Consider the following 15,569-nt stretch of genomic DNA (forward strand, 5'->3'; position numbering starts at 1 on the left):
ATTTTTACGGATATCGTCACTGCACCCGGTTCTCCGGCAAATAGCATAACTTTAGTGTTGTAACCCCTTGTTAATTTAATTTATGAGTATAAAAGTAATCGCGTTCGACGCAGACGATACTCTCTGGGTCAATGAACCCTATTTCCGTGAAACTGAGAACGAGTTCTGCCAGCTAATGGAAGCCTACCTGCCCCAGCACACCGTTGCAAGAGAACTGTTGCATACAGAGATCAAAAACCTTACCCTGTATGGTTATGGTATCAAAGGATTCATGCTCTCTATGATAGAGACCGCCCTCACGGTCAGCAACAATACCATCGACATCACTGCTGTAGATAAGATCATTACCTATGGTAAGGCATTGTTAGCCCGCCCTATAGTGGTACTGGAAGGGGTGGAAGAAGTATTGCAATCACTGAAAAGTGACTACCGGTTGGTGGTGGCCACCAAGGGAGACCTGCTGGACCAGGAACGGAAACTCAAAAACTCAGGTTTGGATCATTATTTTCATCATGTGGAAGTAATGTCCGAGAAACAGCCTAAGGACTATAAAAAATTACTAAAGCACCTGGATATCCTGCCGGAACAATTCCTGATGATAGGGAATAGCCTGAAGTCGGATGTGCTGCCTGTGCTGGACTTAGGTGGCCACGCTATCCACATTCCTTTTCACACCACCTGGGCGCATGAACATGTAGATGTGCATATAGACAATCCTAACTTCAGGCAGGTGGAACAGATCCTGGATGTATTGCCATTGTTTATCTCCCCCTCCAGCGAAATTTCCTGATTTACCGTGCAGCAGCAAGCTCCCTGCTGATTGTAATAGCCTTATTCCGGAAAATTTGCTGGTACATGTTGTATCAGTAAATTTTTCGCTTATTTTTTCTACCTTACCCCCTCACGTTATTATTGTACTCAAGTCTCAACGAATGAAACTCAATTTCCTTGCGGGTTGTGGTGTTGCCGTATTATCATTCCTGGCAGCATCCGGACACCCCGCTCCACGCCAGGTTTCCTATCAGGCTCCCGTTTACACCAACCTGCCTCTTGGCAGCATCAAGCCTGCCGGCTGGCTCCGGCATCAGCTCCTCATCATGCAGAACGGCTCCACGGGTCACCTCGATGAATACTATGCTAAAATTAAGAATGACAACGGCTGGCTCGGCGGCAAAGGCGACGGTTGGGAAGAAACTCCCTACTGGCTCGATGGTGCCCTCCCGCTGGCTTACATTCTCGATGACAAAGCACTCAAAGAAAAGGTGCTCCGCTATGTAAACTGGACCCTGGACCACCAGCGGCCCAGCGGTTATTTCGGGCCTGTTACCGGTGCTGAAAGAGAAAAGAACAGCAGCGTAGAAGTTGCCACCGCCACCGATGGCGACGACTGGTGGCCAAAGATGGTCATGCTCAAAGTACTGCAGCAATATTATTCCGCTACCAGCGATCAGCGTGTGATTACCTTCATGACCAAATACTTCCGGTACCAGATGAAAGCCCTCGATATTGCCCCTGTGGGCAAATGGACCGACTGGGCAGCCTCCAGGGGTGCGGACAATGTGATGATGGCCCAATGGCTGTACAGCATTACCAAAGATCCGTTCCTCTTACAGCTGGCAGACAAGATCGAACAGCAATCCTTTCCCTGGACCCGCTGGATGGGTGGGCATGAATGGGTGATCAGCACCACTACCTATGCCCACATGGGTAACTGGATGAACCGTCATGGTGTGAATGTTGCCATGGCGCTGAAATCACCTGCTATCAACTATCAGCGTACCGGCGATCCGCAGGACCTGAAGGCATTACAAACCGGCTGGCATGACCTCATGACGGTCCATGGCCTGCCTATGGGTATCTTCAGCGGAGACGAAGACCTGAATGGTAATGAACCCACCCAGGGGATAGAACTCTGTGGTATCGTAGAAGCCATGTATTCCCTGGAAAACATTATCGCCATCACCGGCGATGTGCACTACATGGATGCACTGGAGAAGATGACATTCAACGCCCTGCCTACGCAGACAACCGATGATTATAACAACAGGCAATACTTCCAGGTAGCGAACCAGGTCCAGATCAGCAAAGGCGTATTCGACTTCTCCCTGCCTTTCAGCAGGGAAATGTGTAACGTGCTGGGAACAGTAAGCGGTTATTCCTGCTGCCTGGCAAACATGCACCAGGGCTGGACAAAATTCACCTCCCAACTCTGGTACAATACACAGGACAAAGGCCTTGCTGCCCTGTCCTACGCACCAAACAGCCTCACTACCAAAGTGGGCGCTGCGCAAACAGAAGTGACCATCCAGGAAGCTACCACATATCCATTCAATGACGAGATCTCCTTCACCGTTTCACTGAAAAAAGCAGCCAGTTTCCCATTACAGTTACGCATTCCTGCATGGTGTAAAGAAGCTACCATTCTCCTGAATGGACAGCCGCTCCGCAAGGACACTGGTAACCAGGTGATCACCATCGACCGTAGCTGGAAGAACAACGACAAGCTGGTATTACAATTACCAATGGATATCACTACCACCGTATGGGGCAGGCATTCCCGTGCAATAGAAAGAGGACCACTGGTATATGCGCTGAAGCTGAATGAGAGATGGGAAAAGGCAACAGACGAAGTAGAAGGTGAATACTTCAGTGTATATCCTGAAGGGAAATGGAACTATGCGCTGATCAGAGACAATGTGGAAAAGCCTGCTGCTCATTTTAAAGCAGCGGTGGTAAAACAGGTGGATGATCAGTTTGTATGGAACCTGGCGCATGCTCCTGTGACGATCACTGTGCCTGCCAAATCAATTCCTTCCTGGAAAGAACTGAATGGCGTGGCATTTCAGCCACCTACCGACAGGGAAGGAATTTACAAAGGAAAAGTAGACAATACCGTAGCCGAAATTACACTGGTGCCCTATGGTTGTACCAAAGTGCGCATCGTGGCTTTCCCGGTAGTTCCATAAAATCACTTAAAAGCTAGCAACCTTGCAACGTATTTTATTTTGCCTGCTCTGCTGCCTGCCCGGTTTCCTGTCTGCACAGGTGAACTGGTCCGGTAGCTGGATCACGAATACCACAGATACCACGCTTTCGAAAGCACCTTTTTTCAGGAAAGTATTTCACACGGGTAAGCCATTGCAAAATGCAGTGGCTTACGTATCCGGCGTAGGGTATCATGTATTGTATGTAAACGGGAAACCTGTCACCGATGCAGTGCTGGAACAGGGGTATACCCGTTATGACAAAAGACTGCTGTACAATACCTACGACATTACTTCATTGCTGGCCAATGGCGACAACGTAGTAGCAGCAGAACTGGGTAATGGCTGGTATAATATCCAATCCCATGCAGTATGGGAATTTCATAAAGCTCCCTGGCGCAATACGCCCCGCATGCTCATCAACATCGTGCTCACTTACAAGGATGGCAGCAGGGAAACCATCGTTACTGATCGCAGCTGGAAATGTACCACGGGACCTAGCCAGTACAACAACCTGTACACCGGCGAGATCTATGATGCCCGGGCAGAACTGCCGGGCTGGAATAAACCGGGCTACAACGATGCCGGCTGGCAGGCCGCCCTTGAAACCAATTCTCCCGGCGGCATATTAGTACCACAGGAAATGCCGGGCATTAAAATTATCCGGCGCATCAAACCTGTGAGTGTAAAACAGGTGGATAAGGATGAATATCTCTTTGATATGGGGCAGAACTTTGCCGGCGTAGTCACCTTAAAAGTGAAAGGCGCAGCAGGCACAAAAGTGACCCTTTCTTACCGGGAAGTGCTGAAAGATGGAAAGATCGACCTTGCGCACAATACAGAACACATGCGCAGCTGGCCGGGTGAACTGCCTTTCCAGACGGATATTTATATCCTGAAAGGTGGTGGAATGGAAACATTTACACCACAGTTTACCTACCATGGTTTTCAATATGTATCAGTAAAAACTACTGCTGCTATAAAACTGGATAAGAGCTCACTGGAAGGCTTATTCTACAGCACCGCCTTTGAAGAAGCTGGTCACTTCAGCAGCTCAGATCCGATGATCAATAAGCTATACGATGCCGCCCGTCAATCATACAGGAGTAATTTCCTGAGCATCCCTACAGACTGTCCGCAGCGTGAAAAGAATGGCTGGACAGCAGATGCTCATATCTCAGCAGAGATTGGCCTGTGGAACTACAAGTCTGCATCAGGCTATCGCAAGTGGCTGAACGACATCCGGGATGCGCAGGCGCCCAATGGTGCAATACCGGGTATCGTACCTTCTAATGGCTGGGGTTCTGATAGCAGGGATTATACGTTTGGACCTGCCTGGGGAAGTGCACTGCCTATCATCACCTGGTATTTATATGTGTATGAAGGTGACACTGCTGCCATCAGGGAGAACTATGATGCGATTAAAAAATATACAGACCTGCTCACCAATGGCGCAGAGAATTATATTTTTAAAAAGGGATTGGGTGACTGGATGTCGATCGTAGAGACCCCCGTACCATTTACATCAACTGCCTGTTATTATACAGATGCGGTATTGGTATCAAAAATGGCAGGTATCCTGGGTAAGAACGAAGATGCGGCTGCTTATGCTGCATTAGCTGAAAAGATCAGTACTGCTTTCAACAAGGAGTATTATGATCCGCAAACCATGCAGTACGGTGTAACGACAGCTACCGCACTCAGTACAACCGTTTACCACAAGCTGGTGCCTGCACCGGCACTGAACAAGACAGTAGCACAACTGGCAAAGAAGATCACCGACAATCATTACCATGCAGATTTTGGGGTGCTGGGTACCAAGTATGTATTGCCATCACTGAGTGATAACGGGCATGTAGAACTGGCCATGAAAATGCTGACTGATACAGGTTATGCCGGTTGGGCACATTGGATTGCAAATGGGGCCACTACACTGTTTGAAGACTGGCCGGGCCAATACACCCACAATCATATTTTCTTTGGTGATTATTGTGCATGGTTCTACAAAACGCTTGCAGGCATTCGCCCGGATGAAACAGCACCCGGGTTCAAACATTTCTTTATTCAGCCTTCCTTTGTATCTCAGCTTACATTTGCAAAAGCTGATTATCAGTGCAGGTATGGAAAGATTGTTTCCAGCTGGAAACGTGTGGGCAAACAGGTGATCCTGGAAATGGAAGTACCACCCAATACAACAGCCACATTACGCTTAGAGGGTAAGGAAGATAAGCTCTTGCAACCCGGCAGGCATAAGCTGACTATATAAATTCTTTCGAATTTAAAGCCGGCCATTAATTCTTGCTGATGCCTCAGGCATCAGCAAGAATTAATAATCATTTAAAAATATGCGGGTAAAAAAACAGATCAGGGTTCTTCCCTTCACTAATTGTCAGGTATCCTTTATTATCTACACTGATCGTAACTCCTTCACCCTGTTTCTCCTCCACGTATGGCAACAAGGTTGCCGGTCTTGCCATGGTCACTTCAATCGCTTCATTCCCTTTACGGTGCCAGTAGTAGATATGAGCTCTATCCTTGATCACAATGTGCGCTCCGTTTTGAGAAATATCTGCTGCAGTGACCCACGTATAGGGCAAGGTCAATACTTTCTCCATCGTTACCTGCTGCTGGTCTGTAAAGTTAAAATACTGTGCAGGCACCTTATACAGGCTCACCTGTTTTTCTCTTTTACTGAGCACATAGAAACATTTTCCAACCGGGTCTACCATCAATGATTCCGCATCCCTGGGGCCATCGGGGAACTGGATATAAAGTGCATCAGCATGCACTGTTGCTTTCTCATCGGGCACTTTTAAGGGTGCGGGAAAACGGTAGATCTGCATAGGGATTTTCAGGCGCAGGTTATTCCCAATATCCGCTACATATACATAGTGCTTACCACCGGGGCCAATATTCTCAGCAATGTCTTCCCAATCCCTGTTTACAGAACCTTTCAGTTTCACACTGCTTACCAGTTGGCCATTACTATCCAGCAGGTATACTTCATTCTTTCCACCGCTGTCGTTATGTGTCCAGAAGTAACCCGGCAGGGTCGCGCTGGCTGCCAGGCCAGAGGCTTCATCCACCTTATCAGATTTCACTTTCCCTAACACCTGCGGCGTTTGTGCCATAAGTGGCAGATTTATAAGCAGTAATATCGATAGCATTCTCATACTACGATACTACGATTATTTATCTGTCCGGCCATCCATTAGCGATTCTTTCAACAAATGTTTTTTTATATTTTTAGTCCTCTCAAAAAAAAGAACGATATGCAACTAAACAGGCTGCTACTGGGTATGGCACTATTTGCCGCTCCATTTGCACGAGGACAAAGTACAAATAGCAATGTCAACTATGTAGATCCCACCATTGGTAGTGTAGGCATCATCCTGGAGCCAACCCGTCCGGCAGTACACCTGCCCAATAGTATGGTAAGGGTATTCCCGATCCGCAGAGATCAGCTGGATGACCGCATTCACACTTTCCCGCTCACGATCGCATCGCACCGGCAGGAAAGTCTCTTTGGCATGATGCCGGTTTCTGGCGACGATTATTTCGCACCCCGTGTATGGGATAGGGAGCGTACCACCCCTTATTACTACAGCACTTTCCTGGACGATGCGGACCAGGTAGAGTTTACACCAGCAGCACGCAGCGGGTATTTCAAATTTCATTTCCAGGGAAAGGAGAAGCATTATCTCCGCTTTCAGCCTTTGAATGGTAAAGGCACCATAGAAGCTACAGCCGGCAAACAGGTGATCACCGGTACTGAGCAATTCCACGACATGGCAGCTTACTTTTATGCAGAGCTGAGCACACCGGTAGTGGGTGTGCAAACTTTAGATAAAGAAGGTCAAAAGATATTGCTGGCGGAGGTGCCGGCAGAAACAGCGATTAAATACGGGGTGTCTTTTGTAAGTATTGAGCAGGCGAAAATAAACCTGCAAAAGGAGATTCCTGACTGGAACTTTGATGCACTGAAAGATAAGGCATTTAAAGCATGGGATAAGGTATTGGGCCAGATCAATGTAAAAGGCGGCACACCGGCCCAGAAGAGAGTATTCTATACTTCCCTCTACCGTTCTTATGAGCGCATGATCAACATCAACGAGTATGGCAAGTATTATAGTGCTTATGATCATAAGGTACATACCTCAGATAAGCCTTTTTACGCGGATAACTGGCTTTGGGATACCTACATTGCCCTGGAACCATTACAGACGCTTTTACACCCTGCCGCAGAGGCAGATAAGATCAGTTCTTATATCCAGATGTACGAACAGGGTGGCTGGATGCCGTCTTTTGCCCTGGTAACCGGTGATCACGCCTGTATGACGGGCAATCATGCGGCTGCATGGATGGCGGATGCCTGGTTCAAAGGGGTACATAATTTTGATGTAGCCAAAGCTTATGAGGGCTTGAAAAAGAATGCGCTGGAAGCGACACTTTTGCCCTGGAGAAATGGCCCTGGTACAGAACTGGATGCATTTTACAACAAGCATGGCTATATGCCATCCCTGAAACCGGGAGAGAAAGAGTGGGTGAGTGAGGTGCATGGTTTTGAACGCAGGCAGGCGGTAGCAGTGACGCTGGAGAATAGTTTTGATGACTGGTGTATTGCCCAACTGGCAGTACCGGCAGGTAAAAAGGAAGACGTACCGTTGTTTTTAAAGCGTGCGGCCAATTATAAGAACGTATTCCGTGCAGATAAGGGCTTTATGTGGCCCAAGGATTCTGCCGGTAACTGGATAGAGCCATTTGACCCCAAATTCTCAGGTGGTCAGGGTGGTCGTGATTATTTCACAGAGAACAATGCTTATACCTATAATTGGGATGTAAAGCATGACCTGAGGGGTTTATTTGGCCTGATGGGCGGCCGTGCGGCAGCAGAGGCAAACCTGGATCGGCTGTTCCGCGAAGGGTTGGGAAGGAGCAAATACCAGTTGTGGTATACATTCCCGGATGCAACGGGCCTGGTAGGTCAGTTTGTAATGGGGAATGAGCCGAGTTTCCATATCCCTTACCTGTACAATTACCTGGGGGCACCCTGGAAGACGCAGAAGCGCATCCGCATGCTGCTGGATACCTGGTATACAGATAACCTGTTTGGTATTCCGGGTGATGAAGATGGGGGTGGTATGACGGCGTTTGTGGTGTTTTCCATGATGGGATTCTGCCCTGTGACGCCTGGTATACCTCAGTATAATATTGGTAGCCCGGTGTTTACGCAGGTAACGATCCAATTGGAGAATGGAAAGGTGTTTACGATTAATGCGCCTAAGAGTTCAGGGGAGAATAAGTATATCCAAAGTGCGAAAATGGATGGGAAGGTGTTGAATCAGCCCTGGTTTACGCACCAGGAGGTGTTGAAAGGAGGGGTGTTGGAGCTGGAGATGGGAGCGGCCCCGAATAAGCAGTGGGGAAGTGGAGAGCAGGCGACACCACCATCTTCAATTGATTATAAATCAGGCGAATAGGAATTATTGGAGGCCATCCATGGCTTTTTGATTCATCTTTGAAGGCTATCCGTGAAGGATGGCCTTCTTTGTTCTCAGGAAATAGGTTTCATCTCCTTGGTGAATTCCTTTTTTCATGAATATTTTAAGATCATTACAGGTCTTCCAGGATCAGTTTCCCCAATTCCCTGATCGCATCTTCATTTCTTTTGTAATATGTCCACTGGCCCTGCCTGGTCACGGTAAGCAGTCCTGTTCGCTGTAAAAGCGACAAATACTCAGAGGCAGTTGATTGTGTAACTCCCATTTTGAGTTGGATTTGTCCTACACATACGCCATTTTCACAGCAGCCTTCTGCCGGGAAATTCCTGGTCGGGTCTTTCAGCCATTGTAAAATCTGAAGCCTTGCTTTGTTGGATAATGCTTTGAATACTTCCACGTGTTCCATACTACAAAGGTATCGGAAAATAGCGATTTTATCATACTGTTGTATCAATTCAGCAAATAAGGAGAACTTTATATCAGATCAGTTTAAACCTTACCCCATGCATTATAGACTAGCAGTTACCCCAGTCGAAAACTTCCGGATCAGAGAGGTAATACCCCTAAAATATTGCCAGTTTGTAAAACGGTTTGCCAAACCCTATTTACATAAGTCCAATTATGTGAATATGCTCTACCAGGAGCGGAATATGGATGGATTCGCCCTGGTGAGGGTATTATTCTTTATTAAACAGCCCGTATTGGTAGTGGTGACAGAAGATTCACCGAGAACTGTCATTCAGGAGATCCTGAGCGGGCATATGGAGCTACTTTTCAAGGGACAGAAACCGCTGTTATTACAGCCGGGTGGATACGATATTTTTCAGCTTAGTACTGACGAGTATGCTCTTGTTATGCAGCCGGGCATTTGCGAGATGCTTCGGTTCGAATTTGAAGAGTCGGTTATGAAAACGGTCAGTAAAACAGCCACTGTTAAACAGTGGCTGGATAAGCTGAAGTCGGGAAAGTCAGCTTATTTTGGCCACAGGCCGGTAGATGAGAAATTGGAGGCCCTGCAGGGAGAGATGCAGTATTGCCGTGCATTTACGGATGAAGAGCAGGAGTGGTTTAATGATAAGCTGGATGAGGTGTTTGAAATGGTAACGGAGCAGGGGGTACTGAGGTAGCTACACCCTGGATAGTTTGTATGATACCTCTTTCTGAACAGCCTGTGCCTGGCATTCTTTGAATTTTACATCCATTCCTTTAATATTTGCAATTTTTCTGTGTGGATAAGTATGACCTTTGAGTTATCAAACTAAAACAAAGGAAATATGAAAACGCTCACAGGGAAAATTTCTGTGTGGATAAGTATGACCTTTGAGTTATTAAACTAAAACAAAGGAAATATGAAAACGCTCACAGGGAAAATAATTTTGGTAACAGGTGCGTCGAGGGGCATTGGTGCGGCCATCGCACAAAAACTGGCTGCTGAAGGTGCAACCGTAGTCGTTAACTATGCAGGCAATAAAGAAGCGGCAGATAAAACAGTAGCGGCGATAAAAGAATTGGGTGTGGAGGCCATGGCGATACAGGCGGATGTGAGTAAATCTGACGAGGTGAAAAAGATGTTCGATACGGTGATCGCACAATATGGGAGGATGGATGTGCTGATTAATAATGCGGGTATCCTGTTGTATAAATTAATCAAAGACACAAGTGATGAGGATTTTGACAGGCAGTTTGCGATAAATGTCAAAGGTACTTTCAATACGATGCGCGAGGCAGCTACAAGGCTCGCTGATAATGGAACTATAATTAATTTTTCTTCTACTACTACACGTTTATTATTACCGACTTATGGACCTTATGTGGCTACCAAGGGCGCGGTAGAGCAGATGACGCGTGTGTTTGCGAAAGAGGTGGGAGCGAGAGGGATTAATGTAAATGTGGTGTCTCCTGGTCCGACTAATACAGAGTTGTTTTTGAATGGAAAAACACAGGAGGCATTGGATAGATTAGCGGGATTGTCAGCATTTAACAGGATTGGTGAGCCGGAGGATATTGCGAAAGTGGTAGCGTTTTTGGTGAGTGATGATGCGAAGTGGATTAGTGGGCAGAATATTGGGGCGAATGGAGGAATGGCTTAGACGCGAAATGTATCGGTACCTGGTGCTTAATGCCTGAGTGTGTGAAGTGTCTTGATTCCTGACGCTTAATGGCTGAAAACGAGAAATGCATCAGTTCTTAGAGCTTAATGGCTTAGGGCGTGAATTGCATCGTTCCTGGCATTTAATAGCTGAGGGCTGAGGTAAATCGTTTCCTGGCACTTAATGGCTGAGAGAAGTAAATGATTAATGGTGAAATTCAAGAGGGCATAGATTTTTTAGGGGTTAAAATTTCACGCATAAATAAGCTGGTTAAGCGGCAGTAGACCAGTTGTCATCTTCTGATCTGGGAAGAAAGAATCCTTTGATACAGTTTGGATTGCGGACGCAAACCTGGATATGGGTTTGGTCATAGAAGCCGGAGTCTTCGTAAATGGGATTGCCTTCTATGAAGACGCAGCGGACTGTGTCAAAGGGTGTTTCTCCTATCTCTCGCAATTCTTCATGCAAATTTTCAATTACAAAACAGTCCAATGCTCTTAATATTTTATCGTTAGGATTGGATGATCCCGGAGCTGGTTTATTTTTAGGTAATGGCGTATTTGTCTTACTCAAAATGATCAATAAATTTGAATAGGAGTTTTTGACTCTATCAATATAGAATTTATCAGTGAGATCAAGACAATTACCAAGACTAAGCGCCGCGCCCAGTACAGCTGGATTATCTATTTTGTTTTTACCGGGTGGATTTTCAGCAAAGTTCATAGCCCTTGTATGATTGTTTTGCCAAAAATACATTCCTGATCCAAGCCAGTCATAACTATTACAACTGGCTTTCATCATGATCTGACCAGTAATTATTTTGTCTCTGATGGATTGATCACAGCCATGAAACCCTAATAACAGGCCCTGATCAGATGAGTAGATGATACCTGAATTATTCATTTGCTTGCATTTATGATTTATCTCTTTTATAACCATATTTAGCATCTGCTATTCTCCAATGCTCTTCTGTCATCTGGCTGAAAAGCTCATCCAAACCAAACTTCTCCCTTAAATGCTTCCTGTATTCCGGATCATTAATGATACGCTCACGCTGATCCTGCAGGATTTTGATATGTCTTTTGTATTCTGCATAACCTCCATACATACACGATAGTTTTTAAACGTTAAAAAATAAACACTTTACTCTCCAAATTTAACCAATTTTAAAATAGAAAAACAAATAAAACCAGCCACCGTACTGCATCTTATCATCCTGATCTTCTCATGGTCAAAACAAAAAAAGCCCGTCCAAAGACGGGCCTTTAGTAAGCCAGGGGCAACAAGCATAAGGGTATATTTTTTTACATTTACAGTGTAGAAGTAACCCATTATAACGACACCCTCACTTCACTATTTTCAACAATCAAACTATCTAAAATGTCAGAGCCTTTATATGCTCCACCGCATCCTCACCCTTCTCCATAGCCGCCAAAATCTCAAACACTTTATCACTCCATCCGGCTATCAAATAAACACCATCCCCCCTTACATCCACCGGTGTAGTACCATTCCCTGCCAAATCAAACAAATACAATTTCGCATGTGGTACCATACTTCTATACCGCTTCCATAAATCCTCCATAGCACTCTTATCGCGCTGATGACCCGCATTACTATTCCACATCTGGCAATCTGTAAACATCATCACCTTATCGGTCACCTGTCCACTCCTGATCAGATCTGCCAATACCAGGTGTCCATTCGTACTATAGCCCACCTCACCTTCTCTCTGGTAAAACGCATCCACATTCTCCAGTATATTCTTCTTAGGAAATTTAACCACTTTCCACTTGTCACCAAACATACCTGTCACCACATTTTCACACTTATGTTTCAGCAACATCCCCAGCAGCAATCCAATATCATAGTATTTTACAACACTACGTGCAGACACTGCCTTCTGCATAGACCCTGATACATCACAGGCTATTACCACCCGTGTATCACTATCAAATCCCTGCAGGTGCTGTACTGATATCTGAATCGCTGTCTCCAGCGCTTCCAGCACATCTTTGGTCCGCTTATGCTTTACCTGCTTCAGTTCACGATAAGCCGACAGGAACCGGAAAGGCAATTGCTTTGACTGCAACACTGCCTTTTCATCAGCCAGTTGCGCACATACCTTATCGATGATCCGCTTGTCCACTTCCGCCTGCAGGATATTACGCAGGTTACGGATCAGCGCCATATAGCCCAGTGTATTGGATTCGACCAGCTGTTCCCACGCATAGCGAAAGGCCTTTTGCCTCTCGCCCGCGTCGGAGTACTTTACCTGACCGGTAGCTGTCAGGGTCGTTTCCCAGGTATAGGGTACCTGTAGTTCATCCTGCGCAATTTTATCGAACAGTATCTGCTGGTCGTCATCCTTTGGTTTTGGATGTACAATAAACAGGGCATCTTTCAATGTTACTGCCGCTGCGCGGTTATATTTTGCAAACTGGTATTCATCGAACTTGTTAAAAGCCAATGACAGTCCTTTTTGAATCTGCTTACTCAGGCGATTTAATTTCTTCGTCTGGTTCCGATGGTTAGACAAGGCATAGAATGCCAGCAGCTCAGTAATTTCATCTGCACGCTGTACAACCCTGTTCACCATATTGCTCACCAGTCCATTACCAGTATGGATCTTCGCCAATTCTACCGCCAGCACCAATGGAATGCTACGCAGGTACATTTTCTCCCGGGTATACACCGCCAGTCGTGCTACGAATTGTGGATCATTCTTTTTGATCAGCTCACGGATCCGTACCAGGCGCTCTGCACTCCCTTCATAAAACTGGTCATGTAAAGAAGCTGTAACTACAGCACTATACAATTCCAGCTCGGGTGTCAGGGTATAAGCCTTTGCACCTTCGTAGTTTACAGTGGCGGATACGTCCTTCTTAGATGTATTGAATCTCATGTCCGTTTTTTTCGTTTGTGATTAACAATACAAAGATTGGACGCATGTGCGCAGTTTTTTTGCGCACTTAATTCTTTCTGAAAAAAATAGTTTCTCCGGTTGAATGACAGCGCTTCCCCGGGTGTGGGCGTTAGTTTAATTTATAGGCGACAATTGTATTCTTAAAAAAGGTAGGTACATATAATGTCTTAGTTGCCGCATTATACCATATATCAGCAGTATTACTTTTTTGCCCGCGCGTATCCAGCAATACCTCTTTGGAGCCATCGGCCTTTACATAATAGATAATCCCCTGCCAGCAGCTGACCACAAATTCATTTTCTTTTACCTGCACAATCCCGTCAGTGCCGCTTTCCATCCCTTCTGCAATAATTGACTTATTTTTCTGCGCATCAATTTTCTGCAATTTCCCATTGGTCAGTGCATATAATGAAGTGCCAACTGCCAGTACACCATTGGCATTATCCATGTCTTCCAGGTAAACGGATGGCACCCCGTTTTCAATCCTATGAATTTTATTGGCCCTGGAATCACTTACATACACAATGCCTTTGGCATCTACCGTAATATCATTCAGCATCTTTGCGCCTTCAATAGGAATTCTGCGCACAATGCTGCCGGTCTTTACATCAATCACCGCTACATCGGTCAGTTCCGCCGCATACAGCATTCCCTTATATAAACCCATCCCTTTGTTGGCATTCAGCCCTTTCACCCATTCCCGCGTAATGATTTTACCATCCAGGTCTACCTTACTGATAAAACCGGTGTTGGCTTCCTTGCCGCCAATATTGGAAACGTATAAAAACTTTCCGTCCGCAGCAAGCAGTGCAGATTCAGGCGTAGTAAGCAATGTATCCGTCTGCCATAACTTTTCCAGCGAATGCTGGGCAAACAATGAAACATGCGTAAGGATCAGTGCAATCGCAATAAAGCTTGTTTTCATAAATGTGTATTTTATCAACGTGGCCTAATTTGTAAAACGGGTTGTTAACTAATATAAGAACAAAAAGAGAAAGCCTGCAAATATTATACGTAAACTGTTTACCTTGTATCTTCAATAACTATGAAAAAAGGAATACTCATTATTACCTTCTTAATTTTTGCCTTGCTGATTGGTGTAAATGCCAGGAAGCGATTTGTAAATCCCCCTGAGATCCACAGTGGAGACCTGATCTTTCAGACTTCAACATCTGCACAGAGTAAAGCAATTCAATTAGCTACAAAATCCAGGTACTCACATTGCGGGATCATCTATAAAGAAGGAAATAAATTTTATGTATTTGAAGCCGTGCAACCTGTAAAGCGGACCCCGCTGGATAAGTGGATTGCCCGGGGGAAAGGTGGCCACTATGTAATAAAACGACTGAAGCATGCAGATAAAGTACTCTCTGCCGATGTATTGAAAAAAATGAAACAGGTGGGAGAGATCTTCACCGGCAAAAATTATGACCTCACTTTTGAATGGAGTGATGATCGGATCTATTGCTCGGAACTCATCTGGAAAGTATACCAGCGATCTACAGGAATCGAAATCGGGAAACTACAAAAACTGAGTGACTTCGATCTGACCAGCGATATTGTAAAAGCAAAAATGAAAGAACGATACGGAAATAATATCCCTAAAAACGAAATCGTGATTTCTCCACAAGCAATATTTGAAAGTGAACAGTTAGCAACTATTATTGACTTGTGATATTGTATAAAACTACATAATGGGCAAAAGAACTTACTCGAAAGCAACCAAAGCAACCCTCAATGATTTAAAATCCGATTCGCGGGCATACCGCTATGAAGAGGATGGTAACAAATATGGCTTACTCATCCTTTATCGGGGAGAAACCCTCTTTTACCAGGAAAATGACCGTGCCCTGCTGTGTGGAATAGCCGCAAGATTCGCCTTCATCAATCCTGAAACCATTGCTCATTGGGATGACAATACCGTTATCAACACCGAAGAACGCGCTACCATCCTGGAAAAAATCATCACCCTCTACAAAAAGGCTTATAAGGATGATCTGCAAGTTTTTTAAAGAAAAACTTGTGTAGTTAAATAGCTACGCATATATTTGTAGTCAAATAGCTACAC

Annotated in this window: 14 protein-coding genes; 8 read left to right on the forward strand and 6 right to left on the reverse strand. The window is 45.4% G+C overall.

What is annotated here, in order from left to right; genetic code table 11:
- Positions 1–82: 82 nt before the first annotated feature.
- The 3 genes from U0033_RS26310 (at position 83) to U0033_RS26320 (ending at position 5,250) form a co-directional block, all read left to right on the forward strand.
- Positions 83–790 carry an HAD family hydrolase gene (locus U0033_RS26310; RefSeq protein ID WP_072360820.1) on the forward strand — a complete coding sequence of 236 codons (708 nt, stop codon included), beginning with the start codon at positions 83–85 and terminating at the stop codon, positions 788–790.
- Between the two features lie 142 nt (positions 791–932).
- A complete protein-coding gene (locus U0033_RS26315; RefSeq protein ID WP_072360822.1) occupies positions 933–2,966 on the forward strand; it encodes a beta-L-arabinofuranosidase domain-containing protein in 2,034 nt (677 codons plus the stop codon).
- Between the two features lie 22 nt (positions 2,967–2,988).
- Positions 2,989–5,250: a family 78 glycoside hydrolase catalytic domain gene (locus U0033_RS26320; RefSeq protein WP_072360824.1), complete on the forward strand. Its 2,262-nt coding sequence runs from the start codon at positions 2,989–2,991 to the stop codon at positions 5,248–5,250.
- 67 nt (positions 5,251–5,317) lie between these two features.
- Here the strand turns inward: U0033_RS26320 and U0033_RS26325 are convergent, their stop codons facing one another.
- A complete protein-coding gene (locus U0033_RS26325; RefSeq protein ID WP_072360826.1) occupies positions 5,318–6,115 on the reverse strand; it encodes a hypothetical protein in 798 nt (265 codons plus the stop codon).
- Positions 6,116–6,256: 141 nt separating this feature from the next.
- Here U0033_RS26325 and U0033_RS26330 point away from each other — a divergent pair, with 141 nt between their 5' ends.
- Positions 6,257–8,464 carry a GH92 family glycosyl hydrolase gene (locus tag U0033_RS26330; protein ID WP_072360914.1) on the forward strand — a complete coding sequence of 736 codons (2,208 nt, stop codon included), beginning with the start codon at positions 6,257–6,259 and terminating at the stop codon, positions 8,462–8,464.
- 133 nt (positions 8,465–8,597) lie between these two features.
- Here U0033_RS26330 and U0033_RS26335 read toward each other — a convergent pair whose 3' ends face one another.
- Positions 8,598–8,891, reverse strand: a complete 294-nt coding sequence (locus U0033_RS26335; protein WP_072360829.1) for an ArsR/SmtB family transcription factor — start codon at positions 8,889–8,891, stop codon at positions 8,598–8,600.
- A gap of 97 nt (positions 8,892–8,988) precedes the next feature.
- On the opposite strand from U0033_RS26335, the gene U0033_RS26340 reads away from it, so the two are divergent.
- Both U0033_RS26340 and U0033_RS26345 read left to right on the forward strand, forming a co-directional pair.
- Positions 8,989–9,612: a hypothetical protein gene (locus U0033_RS26340; protein ID WP_072360831.1), complete on the forward strand. Its 624-nt coding sequence runs from the start codon at positions 8,989–8,991 to the stop codon at positions 9,610–9,612.
- Positions 9,613–9,834: 222 nt separating this feature from the next.
- On the forward strand, positions 9,835–10,575 hold the full coding sequence (locus U0033_RS26345; RefSeq protein ID WP_072360833.1) for an SDR family oxidoreductase: 741 nt from the start codon (positions 9,835–9,837) through the stop codon (positions 10,573–10,575).
- Positions 10,576–10,845: 270 nt separating this feature from the next.
- Here U0033_RS26345 and U0033_RS26350 read toward each other — a convergent pair whose 3' ends face one another.
- The 4 genes from U0033_RS26350 to U0033_RS26365 all read right to left on the reverse strand — a co-directional run bounded on the left by U0033_RS26350 (position 10,846) and on the right by U0033_RS26365 (position 14,426).
- A complete protein-coding gene (locus tag U0033_RS26350) occupies positions 10,846–11,478 on the reverse strand; it encodes a hypothetical protein (RefSeq protein ID WP_072360916.1) in 633 nt (210 codons plus the stop codon).
- A gap of 10 nt (positions 11,479–11,488) precedes the next feature.
- On the reverse strand, positions 11,489–11,683 hold the full coding sequence (locus U0033_RS26355; protein WP_072360835.1) for a hypothetical protein: 195 nt from the start codon (positions 11,681–11,683) through the stop codon (positions 11,489–11,491).
- A 267-nt stretch (positions 11,684–11,950) separates the two neighbouring features.
- Complete coding sequence (locus U0033_RS26360; RefSeq protein ID WP_072360838.1) at positions 11,951–13,480, reverse strand: TROVE domain-containing protein; 1,530 nt, start codon at positions 13,478–13,480, stop codon at positions 11,951–11,953.
- Between the two features lie 130 nt (positions 13,481–13,610).
- Entirely contained in the window at positions 13,611–14,426 is an 816-nt protein-coding gene (locus U0033_RS26365; RefSeq protein WP_072360840.1) for an SMP-30/gluconolactonase/LRE family protein, read from the reverse strand.
- A gap of 120 nt (positions 14,427–14,546) precedes the next feature.
- On the opposite strand from U0033_RS26365, the gene U0033_RS26370 reads away from it, so the two are divergent.
- Both U0033_RS26370 and U0033_RS26375 read left to right on the forward strand, forming a co-directional pair.
- Positions 14,547–15,176, forward strand: coding sequence for a YiiX family permuted papain-like enzyme (locus tag U0033_RS26370; RefSeq protein ID WP_072360842.1), 630 nt, complete (start codon positions 14,547–14,549; stop codon positions 15,174–15,176).
- A gap of 19 nt (positions 15,177–15,195) precedes the next feature.
- The gene (locus tag U0033_RS26375; protein ID WP_072360843.1) at positions 15,196–15,513 is read left to right on the forward strand and encodes a hypothetical protein; all 318 of its coding nucleotides are present in this window, start codon (positions 15,196–15,198) and stop codon (positions 15,511–15,513) included.
- Positions 15,514–15,569: the final 56 nt, after the last annotated feature.

Origin of the sequence: Chitinophaga sancti (assembly GCF_034424315.1) — a bacterium.
GTDB classification, from domain to species: domain Bacteria; phylum Bacteroidota; class Bacteroidia; order Chitinophagales; family Chitinophagaceae; genus Chitinophaga; species Chitinophaga sancti.

Excerpts from the sequence above, each read along its gene's own strand:
- U0033_RS26360 (WP_072360838.1), bottom strand. The coding sequence starts at position 13,480 with ATGAGATTCAATACATCTAAGAAGGACGTATCCGCCACTGTAAACTAC.
- U0033_RS26375 (WP_072360843.1), top strand. The coding sequence starts at position 15,196 with ATGGGCAAAAGAACTTACTCGAAAGCAACCAAAGCAACCCTCAATGAT.
- U0033_RS26365 (WP_072360840.1), bottom strand. The coding sequence starts at position 14,426 with ATGAAAACAAGCTTTATTGCGATTGCACTGATCCTTACGCATGTTTCA.
- U0033_RS26330 (WP_072360914.1), top strand. The coding sequence starts at position 6,257 with ATGCAACTAAACAGGCTGCTACTGGGTATGGCACTATTTGCCGCTCCA.
- U0033_RS26345 (WP_072360833.1), top strand. The coding sequence starts at position 9,835 with ATGAAAACGCTCACAGGGAAAATAATTTTGGTAACAGGTGCGTCGAGG.
- U0033_RS26370 (WP_072360842.1), top strand. The coding sequence starts at position 14,547 with ATGAAAAAAGGAATACTCATTATTACCTTCTTAATTTTTGCCTTGCTG.
- U0033_RS26355 (WP_072360835.1), bottom strand. The coding sequence starts at position 11,683 with ATGTATGGAGGTTATGCAGAATACAAAAGACATATCAAAATCCTGCAG.
- U0033_RS26315 (WP_072360822.1), top strand. The coding sequence starts at position 933 with ATGAAACTCAATTTCCTTGCGGGTTGTGGTGTTGCCGTATTATCATTC.
- U0033_RS26310 (WP_072360820.1), top strand. The coding sequence starts at position 83 with ATGAGTATAAAAGTAATCGCGTTCGACGCAGACGATACTCTCTGGGTC.
- U0033_RS26335 (WP_072360829.1), bottom strand. The coding sequence starts at position 8,891 with ATGGAACACGTGGAAGTATTCAAAGCATTATCCAACAAAGCAAGGCTT.
- U0033_RS26340 (WP_072360831.1), top strand. The coding sequence starts at position 8,989 with ATGCATTATAGACTAGCAGTTACCCCAGTCGAAAACTTCCGGATCAGA.
- U0033_RS26350 (WP_072360916.1), bottom strand. The coding sequence starts at position 11,478 with ATGAATAATTCAGGTATCATCTACTCATCTGATCAGGGCCTGTTATTA.
- U0033_RS26325 (WP_072360826.1), bottom strand. The coding sequence starts at position 6,115 with ATGGCACAAACGCCGCAGGTGTTAGGGAAAGTGAAATCTGATAAGGTG.